13 protein-coding genes are annotated in these 18,833 nt (G+C 67.4%); 6 read left to right on the forward strand and 7 right to left on the reverse strand.

What is annotated here, in order from left to right:
- Window positions 1-3: 3 nt before the first annotated feature.
- The 4 genes from ACWC09_RS39105 to ACWC09_RS39120 form a co-directional block, all read right to left on the reverse strand.
- Window positions 4-1,650, reverse strand: a complete 1,647-nt coding sequence (locus tag ACWC09_RS39105; protein WP_450855809.1) for a hypothetical protein — start codon at window positions 1,648-1,650, stop codon at window positions 4-6.
- 221 nt (window positions 1,651-1,871) lie between these two features.
- Window positions 1,872-2,813 (reverse strand): hypothetical protein, encoded by a 942-nt coding sequence (locus tag ACWC09_RS39110; protein ID WP_450855810.1) that lies wholly within the window; start codon window positions 2,811-2,813, stop codon window positions 1,872-1,874.
- Window positions 2,814-2,860: 47 nt separating this feature from the next.
- A complete protein-coding gene (locus ACWC09_RS39115; RefSeq protein WP_450855811.1) occupies window positions 2,861-3,994 on the reverse strand; it encodes an AAA family ATPase in 1,134 nt (377 codons plus the stop codon).
- An 8-nt stretch (window positions 3,995-4,002) separates the two neighbouring features.
- Window positions 4,003-5,316, reverse strand: a complete 1,314-nt coding sequence (locus tag ACWC09_RS39120; protein WP_450855812.1) for a DUF262 domain-containing protein — start codon at window positions 5,314-5,316, stop codon at window positions 4,003-4,005.
- Between the two features lie 467 nt (window positions 5,317-5,783).
- Here ACWC09_RS39120 and ACWC09_RS39125 point away from each other — a divergent pair, with 467 nt between their 5' ends.
- The 4 genes from ACWC09_RS39125 to ACWC09_RS39140 all read left to right on the forward strand — a co-directional run bounded on the left by ACWC09_RS39125 (window position 5,784) and on the right by ACWC09_RS39140 (window position 9,197).
- Entirely contained in the window at window positions 5,784-6,215 is a 432-nt protein-coding gene (locus tag ACWC09_RS39125) for a hypothetical protein (RefSeq protein WP_450855813.1), read from the forward strand.
- Entirely contained in the window at window positions 6,212-7,393 is a 1,182-nt protein-coding gene (locus tag ACWC09_RS39130) for a hypothetical protein (protein WP_450855814.1), read from the forward strand. The genes ACWC09_RS39125 and ACWC09_RS39130 overlap by 4 nt, the downstream gene beginning before the upstream one ends.
- A gap of 134 nt (window positions 7,394-7,527) precedes the next feature.
- Window positions 7,528-7,848, forward strand: coding sequence for a hypothetical protein (locus tag ACWC09_RS39135; RefSeq protein ID WP_450855828.1), 321 nt, complete (start codon window positions 7,528-7,530; stop codon window positions 7,846-7,848).
- Window positions 7,849-8,009: 161 nt separating this feature from the next.
- Window positions 8,010-9,197, forward strand: coding sequence for a hypothetical protein (locus tag ACWC09_RS39140; protein ID WP_450855815.1), 1,188 nt, complete (start codon window positions 8,010-8,012; stop codon window positions 9,195-9,197).
- Here ACWC09_RS39140 and ACWC09_RS39145 read toward each other — a convergent pair.
- Complete coding sequence (locus ACWC09_RS39145) at window positions 9,194-9,601, reverse strand: ATP-binding protein (protein ID WP_450855829.1); 408 nt, start codon at window positions 9,599-9,601, stop codon at window positions 9,194-9,196. The two genes, ACWC09_RS39140 and ACWC09_RS39145, sit on opposite strands and share 4 nt — an antisense overlap.
- 239 nt (window positions 9,602-9,840) lie before the next feature.
- Between ACWC09_RS39145 and ACWC09_RS39150 the strand changes: the two genes are divergently transcribed.
- Entirely contained in the window at window positions 9,841-10,692 is an 852-nt protein-coding gene (locus ACWC09_RS39150; RefSeq protein ID WP_450855830.1) for a helix-turn-helix domain-containing protein, read from the forward strand.
- The gene (locus ACWC09_RS39155; protein WP_450855816.1) at window positions 10,689-10,901 is read left to right on the forward strand and encodes a DUF397 domain-containing protein; all 213 of its coding nucleotides are present in this window, start codon (window positions 10,689-10,691) and stop codon (window positions 10,899-10,901) included. The genes ACWC09_RS39150 and ACWC09_RS39155 overlap by 4 nt, the downstream gene beginning before the upstream one ends.
- 64 nt (window positions 10,902-10,965) lie before the next feature.
- Here the strand turns inward: ACWC09_RS39155 and ACWC09_RS39160 are convergent, their stop codons facing one another.
- Window positions 10,966-15,969, reverse strand: coding sequence for a class I SAM-dependent DNA methyltransferase (locus ACWC09_RS39160; RefSeq protein ID WP_450855817.1), 5,004 nt, complete (start codon window positions 15,967-15,969; stop codon window positions 10,966-10,968).
- A gap of 19 nt (window positions 15,970-15,988) precedes the next feature.
- A complete protein-coding gene (locus tag ACWC09_RS39165; protein ID WP_450855818.1) occupies window positions 15,989-18,808 on the reverse strand; it encodes an SNF2-related protein in 2,820 nt (939 codons plus the stop codon).
- Window positions 18,809-18,833: the final 25 nt, after the last annotated feature.

Below are 18,833 nucleotides of genomic sequence, written 5' to 3' on the forward strand. Positions count from 1 at the left end.
TCCTCAACTCTGTGCCGCTGGTGCGGGGTTCGCTTCGGAACTGGCCGCCTGGTACTGCTGGGCGCTGTCGCCGGTGTTGAAGTTGTTGCGCATGAAGGTGCCGCCGGAAATCATGATTCCGTTGTTGATGACCTGATCGGCTGCGGCGGCGAACTCATCGGCGCTGATCTTCTTCTCCTTGAGTAGATCCTTGATCGAGGACACGATCCGCCGCTCGACCGTCTTGATGTAGCGCTCCGCGTCGAGGCGCTGGAAGTAGTGATCGTGCCGCCATGTGGCAGCCTCGTGCCGCACGCTGAACACGGGGTTGGAATCCCCTTCTTTGGCGTTTTCCTCCCTGGCGGCGGCACCTACGGAACGGAGCAGCCACCAGGTGTTGCGGGGAATCGCACGGGTGATGTTGGCCGGTATGTCGAGCACCGCGTAACGGTTGGCCCCCTGCTCGACCCGCGCAACGGGCTTGCGGTAGGCGCTTTTGACGGGCAGTAGGACGTGCACGATGACTTCGAGGTAGAGGATGCCCCCGTGCGTACTCGCTCGTACGAAAGTGGAGACGATGACGTCGTCGTCCCAGGAGCCGACCCGTATACCCAGGAAGTGCCGCACCAGCTCGTCGGACTTGATCGCGACCTCCCGCGCGGCTGGTTCGTTCACGTACGCGGCATGGCCGGACGGCGAGTACACGTAGTCCGTGACCACGATCTCCGACAGTCGGTCACCCGTGCTGGCCTCCGTCTTCCGGAAGCCGAGCATTCCCTCGCGTATGGCGTCGATCGGTTCGTCGTTCTTCAGTAATGGTCCGACAGGCGCGTCACCAGCCTTCTCGGGCCGCAGGTGTGAGGCGAAGGACCACGAGGAGTGCTCCAGCCCGGCGCCCAGAAAGACAGCGAATCCGTACATGACGTGCGTCTTCAGCTGTTGACGCCGCAACCGGAGCAGTGCCGTTGTGAAAGGGCCTTGCAACCTGGCGAGCCCACCGGAGGATTCGAGGGGAAGCGCGGGACGCAAGTCGTCGCTGTGCGCGATGAGATCTCTGGTTCGCTCGCGAACGGCGCGTACCGCAAAAGTGATCAGTGCGAACAGCGCCGGGAGAACCACGAGAGAGGGGCCCGATGTGGCATCGGCCAGGCTGGTCACGAGACGCGCGACGGCGGAATCATCGCCTGAGTGCGCTGTGAAGAACGCTGCGTTCGGCGCCACCAAGGCGATCAGCATGAGGAGGTAGAGGAGCGGAGCGAGGAACGCGTTGAGGGCGAGGGCCGCCACGGTGAGGTAGTGGTCCGGCCATGAAGAGGGAGGGGTCTTTGCCGTCAGCCTCTTCTTCTTGCGGTAGTCGGTTCTCCATTGCGGGGCGCGGACCGCGGCCGAGACGTACGCGACGAGTAGCGTCGGGCCGGGCTGGATCAGGGCGGATATCAGGTAGACCGCGAGTACGGCGACCTCACGCAATGCCTCGATGCGGCGGGCCCGCAGGCAATGCCATACGACTGCCACGACATCGACACCGAATGAGGGAGCCAGCACGTGCTCATGCCTGTCGACGAGCTCGTGGATCACCTTGTTCCGGAAGGGCGGATGGTTGTAGGCCGCCGCACACAAGTGCCGGGTCACCTGAGTGGTCCCGGGTGGACCGGCGGAAGCGGCGTCCACGAGAGAGATCGGTATTTCCGGACCTGATGCGCTCGCCTTCTTCAACTACCGCCCCCCGAGCCGTGTTCGAGCTGAGGCTGAAGAACCGGCCTCGCGCGTAGGCCAGTTGTACCCAGAACGAACGCGGCACGCACGAGGCTTGTCGCGGGTGAGGCCTCGATCGGGCAGGTTGGCCGGATCTTCTCCCTGACATGCGGGCGCGGAGTGTCTGTATGCGCTCGTCAGCGCGCCCTGCGCGGCACCCCGTCCTCCAGCCGCTTTCGGCCGACGTAGCCGATGCGGATCTTCCCCTCCTCGCCGATCAGCCGGAAGTGGATGCGGCCCGGTGCCGGGTTGTAGCGGACGTGGAGGCTGAACAGTCGCTTGACGCCGTCGCAGTCGGTGAATTCGCAGAGGCCGAGGTTGATGCGGGTGTCGCTCTCGGGGACGACCTTGACGGCCCAGGGCGGCTCCGCCTCGCCGGGGCGCCATGCCTCGGCGGCCGTGTTCAGGCGGCGCAGTTCCTCGCCCACGGAGGTGACCGCCACGCCTGGCAGTTCCCTGAGGTTCTTCTCCACGCCGGGCGCGAACTGGAGGTACGGGAAGAGGTCCTGGCGCTTGGACCACACGTCCGCGCCCGTCGTCGCGGAGGCCGCCGCGGTCTTGCGGATCCACTCCTCGTGTTCCGCGGTATGGGCGCGGGACGCGGCGTGTCTGACGTCTGCGGTGTCCTCGATGTGGCCGTCCTCGTCGAGGAGTTCGTATTCCACCTTGACCCAGGGCACGTCCCAGCAGGGGGCTGTGAGCAGACTGACCGCCAGGGACTGTGACTTCATGATGTGCGCGGCGGCCAGGCCGAGCACCTGGACGCCCTCGTGGCGGTATTCGCTGTCCTGGTCGTCCTGGGGCTTGGGCAGTACGCCGGACAATGGGGCCTTGCGTTGCAGCACCTTGCGCATGAACTGCCAGGCGTCGTGGTTCCCCGGCTCGTTGCGCCACTGCCGGAGATAGTAGCCGGGGGCCAACTCGATGTCCTCCAGGCGGACTTCGCTCACCAGTGTCGAACCGCGGTGGATCCTCCAGATCTCCCGGCAGACCTTGATGAAGTCGCGCATGGCCTGCCCCGCCTCGTCCTTCGAGGACTCGGAGACACAGGATTTCTCGTTGAAGATCATCAGCACCACTGATGCGCCCCCTGGCGTGTGAGAAATGCCGGCAGTGAGCGAGGCGCTCAGCCGAGAAGCTGGTCGAGGGTGTTGTCGGACTCGTCGAAGAAGCCCTCGGGCCATTCGGAGAGCGCGCCGTCCTCGCCGACGACCGGGGAGACGATCTCCACGCCGGCGCCGTTGCCCCGGAAGTAGTGGATGGCGGTGTCCACGGCCTTCAGCCGGCCCTGCTTGACGGCGAGGCGGGTGCCGTCGAGGACGTGGTCGCTGTGCGTCTCCACGATCAGCTGCCCCCCGGCGGACGCGGCGGCGGCGATCAGTGCGGCCATCCGGGACTGACCACGTGGATGGAGATGGGCCTCGGGATTCTCGAGGAGGATCAGGCTGTCCGGCGTCGCCGTCAGACAGGCCACGACGATCGGCAGGGCATAGGTGAGACCGAAGCCGACGTTGGTGGGGCGGCGCCGGCGTGAGGAGTTCAGGCCGGTCGTGCCGCCGAACCCGTAGCTGAGCCGGACGGAGTCCATCCCGGGGATCTCCGTCGCCTCCAGGTTGACCCCCGGGCACAGCTCCTGCATCCATGCCACGACCTGGTCCAGGAGCGTGTGGGCGCGCGCCTCGCGATGGCGCAGCGGACCGTCCGGCACGACGTCCTGGGCATGGTGCCGCAGGAAGTTGACGGTGTGTTCGCCGCGCGCACCGAGGAAGCCGAGGCCGATCGCCTGGTGGTGGGACCGGGGGTAACTGGTGGCCGGCGTGATGCGGTCGGCCTTGAGGTACTGGAAGCCCCGTGAGAACAACGGGGCGTCGTCCCAGTACACCGGTCCGCCCTTCCAGCTGAGAAGAGGCAGCACATCCTGCTCTGGCGCGTACCCGGCCGACCACGAGTATGTCCGTCCTTGGTCTGTACGGCACTCCACGGTGATCACCGGGCCGGGTAGTCCCTCCGTGGGCCCGAAGTCCTCGTGGAGCGCGTCCTGCCCGGTCCCCAGCTCCACCAGATCGCCGTCCAGCAGGAAGCCCCTGTACGGCGACTCCTCGTCGGTGGGGTACAGGGTGCCCGACTCGTACGACTGGCGCAGCATGGCGAGGGCCTGCAGGACCGTGCTCTTCCCGGAGGAGTTGAGGCCGGTGAGCAGGGTGACCGGGGCGAGCCGGATGTCCGCCGACCGGAACGCCTTGAAATTGCGTAGTGACAACTGGTCGATCACCGCGCGCCGCCCCCGTCGCTCTCCAGGATGGTACGGAAGAGATCGCGGACCCGCCCGAACCGCGTGACGACCTTGGCGCGGTCACCTGTCCCCACGGACACGGCCCGCTCGAAGTCCCGGTCGGTCATGAGCTGTTGGAAGCCCTCGATCACCTTCTCGCGGGACGCTACCAGCGTGGCGCGCTCGTCGTCGGAGAGTTCGGCGAGGTTCACCGCGACCGTCTCGAAGATGGCCTTGTTGACCGGCGAGCGGCGTGTCTGACCTGGGTAGAGCTTGCGGAAGGCGTGCCCGTCGAAGATCCCCCAGGCCGTCAGCATGGCCTTTTTGAAGTCGAGGGCGTGGGCGTCCCGCTCCTCGGGCGAGAGCCGGTTGATCTGCCGCATGGTGAGCGCGAGGAACTGGTCGAAGTCCTGCGCCTTGAACGAGGCGGGCGGCGTCAGCCGGAAGGCCAGGGTGCGCAGCACCATCTCCCGGTCGGCCATACGCTCGCTGTAGACGCCGTCGCTCGTCGCGGTCCGGAACTCCACCGACTCGGCGAGCGACGACAGCAGCTGCCGGGCCGGCCCCGGAACCAGGGCGTGCCGGATCTCCTGCCGGGTGAGCGGCAGCCCCCCGGTGTTGATCCGGGCGAAGATGTTGAACTTGACCTCTTCCGGCGTCCCGGGCCGGATGACGTGCACGACGACCTGCGTCTCGTTCAGCCGGATCTGCAGCCGCCCGGAGAGGTCGTTGTAGCCCTTGCCCTCGAAGCTGTCCCGCAGATACTCCAGCCCCCGCAGACGCAGCGGCCCCGCGTCGATCCCGGCCACCTCCGCGAGGGCCTGCGGCGCGATGAAGCGGGCGATCGCCGTCAGTCGCTGAATGCCGTCGACGATGGCCCACGAGCTGTCCTGCGCCCACGAGGCGTCGTCGAGCTCGGCAGCGTAGAAGGACGGGATCGGGATACGCAGCAGCAGCGACTCGATCAGCCGACTCTGCTGCTCGTCCGACCAGATCCCGGCACGTCGCTGGAAGTCCGGGGCGAGGTCGATCATGCCGTTGCTCAGCCGGGACATCAACAGGTTGATGGTCGGGTTACTGGTCTGGATCTCGATCTTGGACGGGTCGTACGGTGCCGTGATCCGGTCCGCGCTCTCCTCCGCCTCCGGATCGGGCAGCTCCAGCTCCACGTCGGTGCCCCGGCCGTCCGCGCCGACCTCCACCCGGAAGCCGCCGCTGTCCTCGGCGGAGGCGTCGTCCTGGTAGCGGCTGAACAGCGACTGCTGCTCCCGCGCCGCCGCGCGGCTGCCGGTGCTGTCCTCCAGCGACATGTGTCCTCGCGTCCCGTTCGGTCGACGGAATGGCTCCGTGGGCCCCGTGTACGTCCATGTCGATTCTGCCTGATGGGGGGCTTCGGATGCGGTGGCGAGGGTACGTCGTCGTGAGTTGGATCAAGCTGCCGCGGACCTGTGCCGCGGCCAGGGCCGGTCTCGCGACGCACTCCTTCGTCCCCAGGATGCTGCAGTAGTTGTACGGATCAACCGTATGGCGGACGTCTGACAACGTCTCCCGATTCGCGGCTCGTATGAGCAGCCCATGGCCGAAATCGCGTTCTTTCGTCACGGAGAGCCCGGCCTTCGTCGTCAACCAGCTGAGCCGCCGAGCCACGTGAGTGACGCGAGGGGCGCAAGAGATCGTGCGCCGCCGTCCGGATGCAGAACGGTCGTCGCAACACCACCTGGTTCCAGGGCAGTTGGGATACCGTATGTCCCGGTCGGTCGGAATTTCGGGGGTACCCATGGACCCGTATCTGCTCACTCTGGCAGGGGAGGCAGGGGCAGCGGTCGTGGCGCTCCTCGTGGGCGAGGCCTGGCAGCAGACCCGCGACGGAATCGTGACCGTGTGGCAGCGGTACCGCCCACAGGGTACGGACGAGGTCGGGCGAGAACTGGACGCGTCGCGCCGGACGCTGCTGTCGGCCGCGGAGAGCGGAGACGCCGAGGCCGGCGAGGGCCTCGCAAGGGAGTGGGCGCAGCGAATCGCGGGACTGCTCGGCGAGCACCCTCGTGCCGCCGAGGAACTGCGCACGCTGTTGGCTCAGTTGGCCTCGGCCCCGCCCCGGCAGGCGATCCGCGGTGACGTACGACTGGAAGCGCGTGCCTCGGGAAACGCCAGCGTCTACCAGTCGATGGGTGACCAGCACATCACTCAGCACATCACTGAACCATGAGCGGTGCGGAAGACCCCGGAGGAGAAGTCCGGCGACAGCCTGAGACATGGGGCAGCGCGTCGGACAACGGGCACGTCTACCAGTCCAAGGGCAGTCAGTTCATCTCCCATGTGCACCTCCACGGAGGCGCCGGTGCTCCGGAAGGAGCGACGGCGCAAGCCGGAACGCACGGGAGGGACCTGGAGCATACGCAGGAGCGTGTCGACCTTCTGATCCGGGCACTGAGTCTCACGCAGGGCGAGTGGCAGGCGCGCTGCGCCGAGTTGGAGGAGAAGGCACGGCGGGCGATGGCCGAAGGGCGGGCTCAGGCGCTCGCCGAGGCGCAGGAGCAGCTGAGGGCGGCCGAACTCCGCGTCATGAAGGCGCAGCAGATGATGCGCGAAGCCGAGCGCGAGCGTCAGAGGACCCAGGCATTGCTCACGCGGGCACAACAGGAACTGGCTCTGCGACGGCGTGCCGAGGAGCGGCGGGACGAGCGAGAAGCCCGTCGGAGACAAGCACCGCGCGCCGAGGACGAGCCGGCACGCACGGCCCAACTGAACGAGGAGGGTGAGCAGTTCACCGACATCCTGGAGAGAGCCGAGGCGGAACTCGGCGCGGTGCGTAACGATCTGCGGCGGCTGAGCGAGGAGACGGCCACACAGAACCGTGGGAATCTCGCCGACCGCGTCATCGAGGGTCAGGGGCTGCGGCACCCCGCGGAAGGCGCGCCACCGGCTCCCCGGGAGGCGGTCCCCGTCCGGCCCGCCGATGACGGGGCGATTTCCACGCCGGGTCGGTCCGGTTCAGTGCCTGTGCCCGCTTCGCCCGCTTGGGTCTTCTTCGAACTATTCGTGGTCGGTGTGATGTGCGTGCTTGCCATGATCCCGGCCTGCATCCCGATGTTCGTCGTCACGTCGGTCCGAGCCGCCTACGCTTCGGGTGCGTCTCTCTGGAAAGTCGTGCCGTTCACCATCGTGACGGTTCTGGTGGGCTTGGCAGCGTGGGGACTTACCCATGGTCTGGCGATGTGGGCACTCGAAGCTGGAAATCCAAGCGATGCTGTCCTGTCCGGAGTCCTGGCCTTCGCTCTGGTGGAATTCGCAGTAACGCTGGCCTCCTGTTGGACCCCCCTCACCTTGCCCGGCCCGCTCGGCGCATGGGGGCGGGGCCTGGTGTCCGCCGTGGGCGTGGGATAGCCCGTCCCGGAGAAGGCACGAACCCCCGTCCCTCGGCGCGCCCTGCGTATATCGCGTTGTGGGTCCAGGGGCGCCGCCATAAGGTCACCGGCATGTCTTTGCGTCTTCGTATGCGTCAAGCACTGCCGGAAGCGATGCGCGCCCGTGACAAGGCCGCGGTGAGCGCCCTGCGCGCGACACTTGCTGCGCTGGACAATGCTGAGGCGGTGTCCGTGGGCGAAGCCGAGCTCCGCGGCTTGGCCCTTGAGCTGTCGCCGGTTGGTGTTGGCGCCACCGAGGCAGCGCGGCGTGAGCTGAGCGAGCGCGGTGTGGTGGATGTCGTACGCGCCGAAGCCGCCGAGCGACTGGAGGTCGCAGCGCAGTTGACGGCGCCCGCGCACGCCGACCGAGCCGCGCGGCTGCGCGCGGAGGCCGCCGTGCTGCTTCGCTTCCTCGACGGTCCCGGCACCGTATAGGAAACGGCGTCGCTCGCACCCGAAGCGACGCAGGAGCGGGGCGTAACGGGACAGACAACATCCATGAGCCCCAAGGCGGTTGCGTTACCGTGGGTGGGTTGGCGTGGTCGGGTCAGGGGTGTGCGGCCCGGTGGATCGAAGATCTCGGGGGATGCCGAACGGTGAGCGGTATCGAGCCACCCGGCCCGGAGCGCCGGAGAGAGGCCGACATCCGGGGCCGCGCCTCGGACAACGCGCATGTGTACCAGGCCCAGAACAACCAGTACATCGCGCAGTTCCACCTCCATGGTGAAGTCGGCGGTACGGCCCAGGAGTTGGTGCGGGCCGGGATGCGCGGCGCGGCCCTGGAGCTGACCCAGGAGCGCGTCACCCTGCTGATCCGGACGCTGAGCCTCACCCAGGCCGAGCTGCAGGCCCGCTGCGTGGAGCTGGAGGAGGAGGCGCGGCGGGCGAGGGCCGAGGGGCGTGCCGAGGCGCTGGCCGAGATGCAGGAGCAGTTGCGGGCCGCCGAACTCCGCGTCATGAAGACGCAGCAGATGATGCGCGACGCTGTACGCGAGCGTGAGAAGGCGGAGGCACTGCTCACGCGGGCCCAAGCGGAACTGGCCCTGCGGCGGCGTGCTGAGGAGCGGCGGGAACAGGAACAGGCCAGGGCGGAGGCGGTCGCCCGCACCGATGCCGAGACGGCGGCCCCTGCGGCGACGCCGAGTGAGGAGGGCGAGCAGTTCACGCAGTTCCTGGAGCTGGCCGAGGAGCAACTGGGCCGGGTGCGCGATGATTTGCGGCTGCTCGGCGAGGAGATGTCGGGGCCGGATGGAATGCCGGCCGCTACGCAGGTCATCGAGGGGCAGCTGGTACCACACTCCGATGACGGGAGGCGTCCGGTCGCCGCGAAGCCGTCCGGCGGGAGTGCCCAGGGGAAGTCCTCCAAGGCCAAGGCTTCCCCCACGGCGGTCAGGACCCGCGCGCTGAAGCCCCTCGGCCCTGTCCAGCGATTCCTGGTCGGTCTGGTGTGGGTGCTCTGCCTCGTCCTACTCTGTACCCCAATGCTGGTCGTGACATCGATCCGAGCCGCGTACGGATCTGATGCATCCCTGTGGGGAATGGTGCTGTTCACCATTTCGGCGGTTGTCCTGGGTTTGGCGACGTATTGGTTCACTTTTCTGCTCGTGGCTCAGGCGATCAATGAGCTGCCCTGGACCTTGGATGCTTATGTGATGGGCGCACTGAAGCTATCGGCTGTGGGGTCGCTCGTATTGCTGGTGGTCGCGCTCTTCACGCCCCTCGCCTGGCCGGGTCCGGCCGGAGCATGGGGGAAGGGCCTCGCGGCCGCCGTGGGTCTGGGCTAAGGCACGGTCGGTGCCGTCGGCAGAAGGAGCTCTGCCCATACGGTCTTGCCGGGTGCCGCCGTGCGTGGTGTGACGCCCCAGTCGTGCGCGAGCGCTTCTACGAGGAGCAGGCCGCGGCCGGACTCGGTGCTTGGGGCCGGTGCGCTCGGGGGCGGGAGTCTCTCCGTGCGGGTGTCCGTGACCTCGACGCGGAGCACGCCGTCGGGTTCCGCGAACGTGAGGCGCAGGTGGAAGTCGCGGCCGGGGACGTGGCCGTGCTGGACGGCGTTCGCGGTGAGCTCGGCGGCGATCAGGGTCATGGTCTCGTTGGCGGGTGAGGTGTAGGGGTGGCCCCAGTCGTTGAGGCGGTGCGAGACGAGACGCCGGGCCAGGCGGGCGCCGCGTGGGGTCGAGGTGAAGCGCATGGCGAACTCGTGCGTGGGGGTCGGAGAGTGCGGTGTGTGTCCTTGTGGGGAAGTTGCTGACTTCATGTGGTCAACGGTTGCTGACTGTGCGTAACGTTGAACAGGTGTAACGCGCTGACGGATGCCGGTTGTACGCGGCCGGTGTGCGGTTGTACGCGCGGTGAGGCGTGACCGGCCTTCCGCGGGGCGCGTTGGTCTCCGGAGCGGTGGCCGTGGCGGTCGGTGGTGGCGTACGGGAGGTGCCGGGCTTGGAGGAGCGGGAAGAGGACGGCGCGGGCGGCGGTGAGCGCGAGGTCGGGGCGGGGATCCTGCTCGTGTTCGGGCGGCAGTTGAAGCTGTGCCGGGAACGGGCGGGGATGGACCGGGCGGAGTTGGGGGCGCGGACCGGGTACTCGGCGGCGACGATCGCGTCGTTCGAGCAGGGGAGGCGGATTCCGTCGCCCAAGTTCATCGACCGGGCTGATGAAGTGCTGGGCGCGGGTGGGGTGTTGAAGGCGGGGAAGGAGGAGGTGGGGCGGGCGCAGTATCCGGCGTTCTTTCGGGATGCGGCGCGGTACGAGGCGAAGGCGGTTGCCCGGCACGTGTACGCGACGAAGGCGGTGCCCGGCCTGTTGCAGACAGAGGAGTACGCGCGGGCGGTGTTCGCCATGTGGCGGCCTCTGTTGGACGAGGAGACCATCGGTCAGCGGGTGGCTGCCCGCCTGGCACGTCAGGAGATCTTCTCCCGCACCCCGATGCCCACCATCAGCTTCGTCATCGAGGAGTTCGTCCTACGCCGTCCGCTGGGCGGATGGGCCGTGATGCGCGGCCAGTTGGAGCAGATCCTGCTGTGCGGCCAGCATCGGAACGTCGAAATCCAGGTGATGCCGATCGAGCGGGAAGAGCATGCTGGATTGGATGGCCCGTTCAGCTTGATCGAGACGCAGGAAGGGCAGAGGATCGCGTACGTGGAGGCGTACAAGGACAGCCGTCTCTACACGGAGCGGAGGTCGGTGCGGGAGATCGAGGAGCAGTACGGCATCCTGCGGGCGCAGGCACTCACTCCGCGCGAGTCGCTGGCCCTCGTCGAGAAGTTGCTTGGAGAGAGATGAACGTCGAGAAGCCCGGACGGTCGGTGCCTGAGTCGGCCTGGTGCAAGAGCAGTTACAGCACGGGCTCGGGCGGCGAGTGCGTCGAGGTCGCCGCTTGGGCTGGGGCCCTGCATGTGCGGGACTCGAAGGACAAGGCGGGCCCGGAGTTGAGCATCGCGCCGAGCACCTGGACTGAGTTCGTTGGATTCGCCGCTCAGCACATTGTGTAGAGCGAAGCGTGACCGTTCCAGTGCCCCGTGACCGTTCACAGTTGGTCACGGGGCACCGGCGCGTCTACGGGGTCCAGCGGCCGGCTGCGATCTCGGCGTCCAGGCGGGACTGGAAGTGGGCGTGGGCGGCACGCATTTCGGCTTCTCGGTCCGCCTTGTAGAAGGGGGCTTGGTAGCCAGCCGGGGGTGGGGTGTTCTCCGGGTCGTCCAGGTGGGCCATGAGGTCGAGGTAGTCCTGCTTGGTCTGGCCGTGGCCGTAAGCGTTGTAGTTGTCGGCGAGGCGGCGCCCCTTGGCATCGAACTGCATCTCGCTTTCATATCCAACGAGTTGAGGGAAACGAGAGAGGTAGATCGCCACAAGTTCGTCAGCGCTGATTCCTAGCCATACGGCTACAAGGGCATCAAGCTCAACCAATGCGGCACGGCGCTCGCGCTCCGATCGCAGAGGTGTTTCTGGCCCCCATTCGGGGGTGATATTCCTGGCAAGTGGGCGCATCCCTGGCCAGGGATAAGACCAGTCCTCATAGGCAGGCCACGTCAATTTATACAGTTCCGACCAGAGGGGGGCATAGGCCGAGGTGAGGCAGTTAAGGCGAAGAGTGCGCAATAGGAGTGCGTCCGCGAGAGGATGCTCTGAAGTCGGTGCGGGAAGTGTGCGAGCATCTGCAACGTCTAGATGTCCACGTCCCGTGATGCGCACGGCGTAGTCCACGGGCAATGTAGACCAAAAGCCTGCGGTTAGGGCGGTTGTGCGGTTATTTGAGCATGCCATACTTCGCATGCCGTGGATGTGTGACGGGCCCGGAGGGATGAGCGCCACGAAGAGGCTGCGCTCAGTGGCCGAAGGGATCATCTCTCGCCATGCGGCACGGAAATATTCTGTGTATGGTCGGCCGTTCCATTGGTCCTGTGCCGCGAGGAAATCGCTGATGCTGCAGGCGCGTTGGTAATCGCTGGACGGCACGCTGGCAGGATGGAGATCGGTAATCCGTACAGGTGGGTCAACGCGGGACGTGTTAGGCGGTTGCTTGGCGAAGGGGGTCGCGATCGAAATCTGGGGACCGCGCAGGATCACGTCTTTCCAGTCCTTAGGGTGGACTGTCTCCCAGCGGATAAGGCCTGCGTCCTTGGCTCCCTTTTCGTCCAAACCGCGCGTGATAGCTGGTTTGTAATCTGCGAGACGCACCGCGGTCACTGCGAGCGCGTCGATCGCGTTCTGCTCAGCTGTGCTGACTGGATACAGCAGACGCGTCTCAAGGATGGGGCTGCTCTCCTCGCCTGCGAGGCGTTGCCACCGTGTTAGGACACTCTCATTAACTTCCACCAGGCGGGCGCTATGAGGGCGAAGGTCCCAATGTCCCTCGTGTTTGATACGGGGGAACGGCCCGTTGCCGTCGTGAGAGAATGAGTTGATCAGAGGTGCAGGGTCGAATAGCCAACTGACATGGGTGAAAGATACCTCTTGGAGAGTTCCATAGATATGCACTCCGAATTCCTTGGTCCAGGTTACCTCGCTGAATAGCAGGCGAAGATTCTGGAAATGGGCGTGAATTCGGAGGTGGCGATAAGTGGCGGCTCGAAGGCGACCCTCTTTGTTTCCTGCAAAATGAGAATCGGGGTGGATGAGTCCGATGATTCCGGCTGGCGCGTTAGAGTCCCATGTGCGGCACATGAATGCGCGATAGAGGTCAGGTTGAGTTCCTGTCAAGAATGGGTACGTTGCTGGACTGCTTAGCGCAGAGACAGCTCCGACATTGGAGGCGATTTCTGTCAAGTAGTACTCTGCGTTGCTTGCGCTGTGTGTAATTACTTCCTCTCTCCGTAGCTTCCATTCTGTAGCGCCAGGCTTGTTGACGAGTGCGAACCACGGCTCTATCTCGGCCAGTACGACGTCCTCTTCCCACCGAGGCCGAACCCAAGGCGGATTCCCCACCTGCAAATCAAACCCACCCCGCGTAAATACCTGCGCGAACTCCAAATCCCAATGAAAGAACCCCTGTTGCCCTGAAACATCCCGCGCCACCGCAGCCCACGGATACCGCTCCTCCAACCGATGGGCCCCCTCCATGCCCATCAGATCCGGCAGCGCATCCTCATACGTCTCCAGCTCATCCAGCCGCTCGAACTCGGACACCAGCGAGTCCCCCGGAACATCCCGTCGCCCAAGCAACGACTCCGCGAACTCCAGCCAGTCGTCCAAGTCCGTCAGCGAGACAACCGCCCGCCGCCGCTCCGGCACCTGCTCCTTGCGCCGCCCGGCCCGCCGCCGCTCCACAGCGTCCCGCGTGAGACTCAACTGCTCGGACTCGGCGCCGAACCCGGGAAGCGCCTCCGCCTCCCACGACATCAACACGCCGTCGTCATCACCGGCCGCCACCTTCTCAACCAGCTCGACGCCCCGCTGGAACACCTCATGCGAACCGTCCAGCAGCGCAGCGCTCTGCACCGGCCAGAACCACAGCGCACACCACGCGTCCATCAGCGTCTTCAGACGCCAATACGGCGTATCGACCCCCTCAAGATCGGCCAGCACCTTCTCCCGCTGCACGGCCACCTCAGGCGACCTCAGCCACCCGTCCTCCGCGCCCCACACATCGATCCGCCGCGAGATGTCCCGCTCGGAGATCTCCAGGCGCCGTACGACAAGCCCCCACAGGTACTCGACCCGCCGGGCCAGCCCCTGCAACCGCTCCATCTGCTTCTTCGACGGCGACTTGGTGATCGCCTTCCGCCAGGCGCCCAGCGCCTTCGCCTCCTCCGGTGCCAGCGCCCTGGCCTCCTTCTCGGCGGCGACCGCGCCCCACTCCTTCGCGGGCAGCAGGAAATGATGCACCGCACCCGAAGGCAGACCAGGGCCGCCCGCCGACTCCGCCTCCGTCAGCGGGAAGCGCTCCGGCGTGGCCCCCAGCCAGCCACCCTTCTTCAGCCGCTCCTCCGGGTAGACCTCCCGCCGGCCGCCGATCAGCGAGTTACCCCTCCTCAAGTGCAGCCCGAACCACGGCGCCTCCATGCCGGGGTGCATCGTGTTGAGCCACAGGGAGACCTCCGCCAGCTCCACGGCCGTCGAATTCAGGTCCACGCCATAGGAGTTGTGCAGCGCGACGTACGCCTTTACCTTCTGCAACTCGACGGCGTACTTCTCCGTGTCGATCGAGATACGCAGCTCGTCCTGCCGTCGCCGCAGATACTCCGCCGCGACCTGGTTGATCGCCTCGTTGAGGAACGCGCCCGAGCCGAGCGCCGGTTCGCAGATCTTCCAGTCCAGCAGCTCCCGCGCCTCGGTCACCGTGCCGTCCTGGTCGAGGCGGTGCTGCAACGCCAGCTGTACCGTCACCTTCGTCAGCGACTCCGGTGTGTAGTACGACGCCGACGTCTGCCGGTCCCGCCCCGACAGCCGGTACACGAACGACCCCGGCCGATACCGGACCCGTACCTCCTCGCCGGTCTCCTCGTCCTTCCTCCGCACGAAGACCGAGTCCGCGTACTCGTCGGCCTTCGACGCCGGCACCAGCCAGGAGCCGTCCTTGGGATCGCCGCCCTTGGCGACCTCGTACAGCTCCTCGCTCGCCACGAATCCGGAGTACGACATCAACCCCTCGTACACCGCGCCGAGTTGGTTGATGCCGAGCTGCGCGTAGGAGATGAAGCCGCCGCGCTCGCCCTTCTTGCCGCGGGTGAGCATCAGCAGGCGCAGGACGCGGTACAGGGTGGCGTTGCGCAGGCGGGTGTCGATGTACCGCACCTCGCCGGTCTCGTCCTCGTCGAAGCGCGGGTCCTCGACCGTGCGGGCGCCGATCAGGCGGATGGACTCCGACTCGAAGAGCTTGGAGTGGAGCGGCTCGAAGCGCAGGCCGATGTCCTCCGAGACAGCCTCCTCCACCTCGCCATGCGTGCGCCGCGAGCGGTAACCCTCCTGCACCTTCCGGAAGAGCAGGTCGAGGGACTCGTACAGGTAGAAGCCCTCCCTGGCCTTCTCACCCACCAGGTCCCGTTCCGCCACCAGCTCGCCCAGCCGCCCCAGCCCGTACCCCTGGTGGTACTCCGGGTAGTCCGACGGCAGGATGCCCAGCTCGGGCCGCGCCTCCGCGTACAGCAGGAACAGGATCCGGTACAGGTACCGCAGCGACTCCCTCGTCAACTGCCGTGACAGCTCCGGGAGTTCCTTCACATCCTCCGGGCGCAGCCCCGCCACCCGGAGCCGCTCCAGGACCTCGTTCGCGATCAGCTCCACCGACAGGCGCAGCCCGTCCCGCAGGTCGCTGGACACACCCACGGCGTGCTTCGTCGACTTGTCGACCAGCCCTGCTAGGGGGTTCTCCCCGCCCTCCTCCGGCGTCCGGAGCGAGTCCGCGCCGAACAGGGCGGCCAGTGTGTCGAGTTCGCCGCCCGCGCGCACGTCGTTGCGCTCCAGGGCCGCGTCCAGGGAGGCCGCCAGATAGCGGCCCTCGCCCCACGCCGCCCGGTCGGCCAGCACCACCACGCCGCCGACCATCAGCAGCACGTACCTCGGTGCGTCCTCGCACGCGAACAGGAACGACGCCAGCTTCGAGCCCGTCGCGAGCTCGGCCGACCCCTCCAACGCGACCCGCTGCAACAGTCGCCCCGGCCCGTCCGGGTCCAGTGCCGCGTCCGGCTCCGCCGCCCAGCCGCAGTCCAGGGCCACGAGCCCTTGCTCGGCGTGCGCGACCCGCACCTCGTACGTGTGGTCCGCGCGCTCCACCGTCAGCGTCTGCGGCTTCGCGTCGTAGCCCAGCGCCCGCAGCACCGTCGAGTTCAGTTCGGCAGCCCGCTCACGCCACCCCGGCGAGTCGTACGTCGTCGCGTCGTCCTGCTCGGCGGCGGCCTCCGCGAACAACGCCCGCGCGCGGAAGTACGGTCGGCGCAGCTCGCGCAGACCCACGCGCGGAGTCACCGGCAGTGCGTCCTCGGCGGTCTCCGTGTCGTGGGCCGCCTCCTCACGGTCCTTCCACGTCGTGAGGAGACCCGACTTGAGGTCCTTCGGGAACACCTCGGCGAGGTAGTGCGCGGAGAAGTAGTCGCCGCGGTTGACGAGCGAGTCGTACGTCATGGGTCAAACCTCGTGTGGATCAGGCGGCGTGGTCGAGGACGGCGAGGACCCGGAGCATCGGGCGACCGGTGGTGAGGAGGGAGTCGGCCAGGTCCGCGAGCTTGGACTTGGTGTCGCCGCCTGCCAGCGTCGGCTGCTCCCAGGCGCCCAGCCGATCCTTGTACTTCTCGATCGGGTCGAGCAGCGCCCTGTCCCACTCGGCGCTGTGCCGGCGCAGGAAATCCTCCGCCAGCTCCAGGGCGCCCGGAATGCCGGAGGCCAACAGGTCGAGGTCGTGGGAGTGGAGCGGGTTGGCCATGGTCGGGCCGATGCCCGCGCGCCGCAGTATGCCCACCATGTCGTCCGTGACCTCCCCGGCCCGCACGGCCATCCACTTCACCACCGTCGGCCGGCCCAGCGCGTTGGAGAAGATGCCCTGGATCAGATATGTGGGCGCATCCACGTCCGCCGCGATGACCGGCGCCTCCTGGCGGCCGAGGCGCACCAGGACCTTGTCCGTCAGCCACTCCACGACCGGGTGGAGGTCGGTGAGGAGGGAGATCTCGGGCCAGCTGGACGCCGACGACTCCCGCGCCCGTACCAGGGAGAGGTCCGCGAGCTTGCGGTTCAGGGTCACCAACAGGCGCTCGTGCAGGCGCTGTTCGCGTCGGTAGTCGGGAGGGAGGGCCTTGAGGCGGTGGGTGAGGTCCGACGGCGGCTTGAAGGAGAGCAGGCCCGTCTCCGGGTCCTCGTCCAGGTCCAACTGCCGTTGCGGGTCGGGGAAGACCTCGCGCAGTGCCTCGTCGAGGAACTCGCGGGTGCCGGTGAACAGGCGGGGTACATCGGCGGGGGCGGGCGGCGCGTCGCCGTCCACCTCCCCCGGATCGTCGCCCACGGCACCGAAGAAGTCCGCGAGGAAGTCCGTGCCGGAGTCCTCCGCCGCGGCCGCCTGCGCCGTCGCATCCAGGGACTCGTCGACCGAACGGCCGCGCAGCAGGTCCTGGATGAGGGACTTCTCCTCTGCCTCCGCGCGGTACAGGCCCGAGACGGCCTCCGCCGTGCCCAGGCTGCGGTGGGCCTCGTCCTCGCGCTCCAGGAGGCGTTCTGCGACCGTGCGGTCGTCCTTCGCGCCGTCGACCCCGCTGGTCAGGATCAGCGCGCGGAACTGCGGCCGGTGGGACTGGCCGTAGCGGTCGATACGGCCGTTGCGCTGCTCGATGCGGATCAGGGACCAGGGGACGTCGTAGTGCATGAGCTGGTGGCACTGGCGGTGGAGGTTGACGCCCTCGGACGCCACGTCACCCGTGAACAGCATGCGGACCGGGGTATCCGCCAGGCCGAAGTCCTCGACGCACTGCATCTGCTGCTCGTCGGACAGGCCGCCGTGCATGACCCGCGCGGCCTCCTGCGCGGCCTTCCCCTTGAAGCCGAGAGCCGCCGGGACCGCCTTGCGCAGCCACTCCAGCGTCTGGACGCGCTCGGAGAAGACGACGACCCGGGTGTCGCTCCTCGGGCCGACGCCGATCTCCCGGAGCTGCTCGACGAGGGCCCGGAACTTCGCCGAGTCCTGCTCCGACATGCCGGCCGTCAGCTCCTTCAGGCGGTGCAGCGCGTCGAGTTCGGGGCCCGGAACGGCGTACTCCTTCGTGGTGAGCGTCTTGATGCGGGCGTCGACCGTCGCCGCCAGTGCGACATGCGAGGAGAGGAAGGACTTCAGCACCGTGTACGGGAACAGGCGGCTCTCGCTCACGGACGTGCCGCCGTCCTGCGGCAGCCACACCCGCGCCAGCTCCTCGAAGATCCGCTCCTCGGCCGGTGTCGCCGCACAGTGCACCGACGTGCTCGGGCCGCGGTCCGCCCACTGGCCCTTCATCTGCTCGCGGACCTCGGGGCTGATCTTCGTACGGCGGATGAAGAGGTGCTCGATGTCCTTCGCCTCGTAGCGCTCCGGGTCGCGGATCGCCGCCGGGTCGAGGAGGGAGATCAGCTCGGCGAAGGAGCGCGCGTCGCCGTTGTGCGGGGTCGCCGAGGCGAGGATCAGGGCGTCCGTCTGCGGGGCGAGGAGACGGGCGAGCTGGTTGCGCAGCGAGCCGCGGTTGATGAGGTTGTGGGACTCGTCGATGACGACCGCGTCCCAGTGGATGCGCTCCAGATGGTGCTTGTACTGGTCGGTGTTCTTGAGCGTGTCGATGGAGACGATGACGCGCTTGAAGTACGTGAAGGGGTTGCGGCCCGCCGGGATCTCCCGCTGGATGCGCTCGATGCCGACGGAGTCGAGGCGGATGAGCGGGATCGCGAAGCGCGTCCACAGCTCGTGCTGGAACTGCTCCAGGACGTGCTGCGGGGTGACCACGAGAATGCGCTCGCCCCGCCCGCGCCGGATCAACTCGGCCAGGGTCATGCCGATTTCGAGGGTCTTGCCGAGACCGACCACGTCCGCGATGAGCATGCGCGGACGCAGGTTCTTGCCGGAGAGCGCGAGTTGGGCCGGGCGGTGCTGGTAGGGGAGTGAGTCGAGCAGGAAGCTGTCCGCCAGCGCCAGGCCGCGCTCGGACTGCGGAAGCGGTGTCTTGCGCAGGACGGCTTCGAGGAAGAGGCGGCTGCGGCGGAAGTTGGGGGAGTCGTCCGTCGTCAGCCTGGTGCGGCGCGGGTCCATGAGCTGCACGTCGTCGAGCGCGGTGAAGAAGACGGCTTCCTGGTCCCGTACGAACTCCGAGACGCCCACCGCCTGGATACGGTCGCCGTCATGGGCCGTGCGCGTCACGTTCCGTACCAGCCACTCCTCGTCCCGGACCTCGATCTGCGAACCGGGCGGGTACTTGGCGGACTCCGCGGCGTGCGCAGCCTGGTCGACGGTCACGTGCACTGCCTCTCCTGTGCTGATG

It is taken from the genome of Streptomyces sp. NPDC001617, assembly GCF_053596855.1.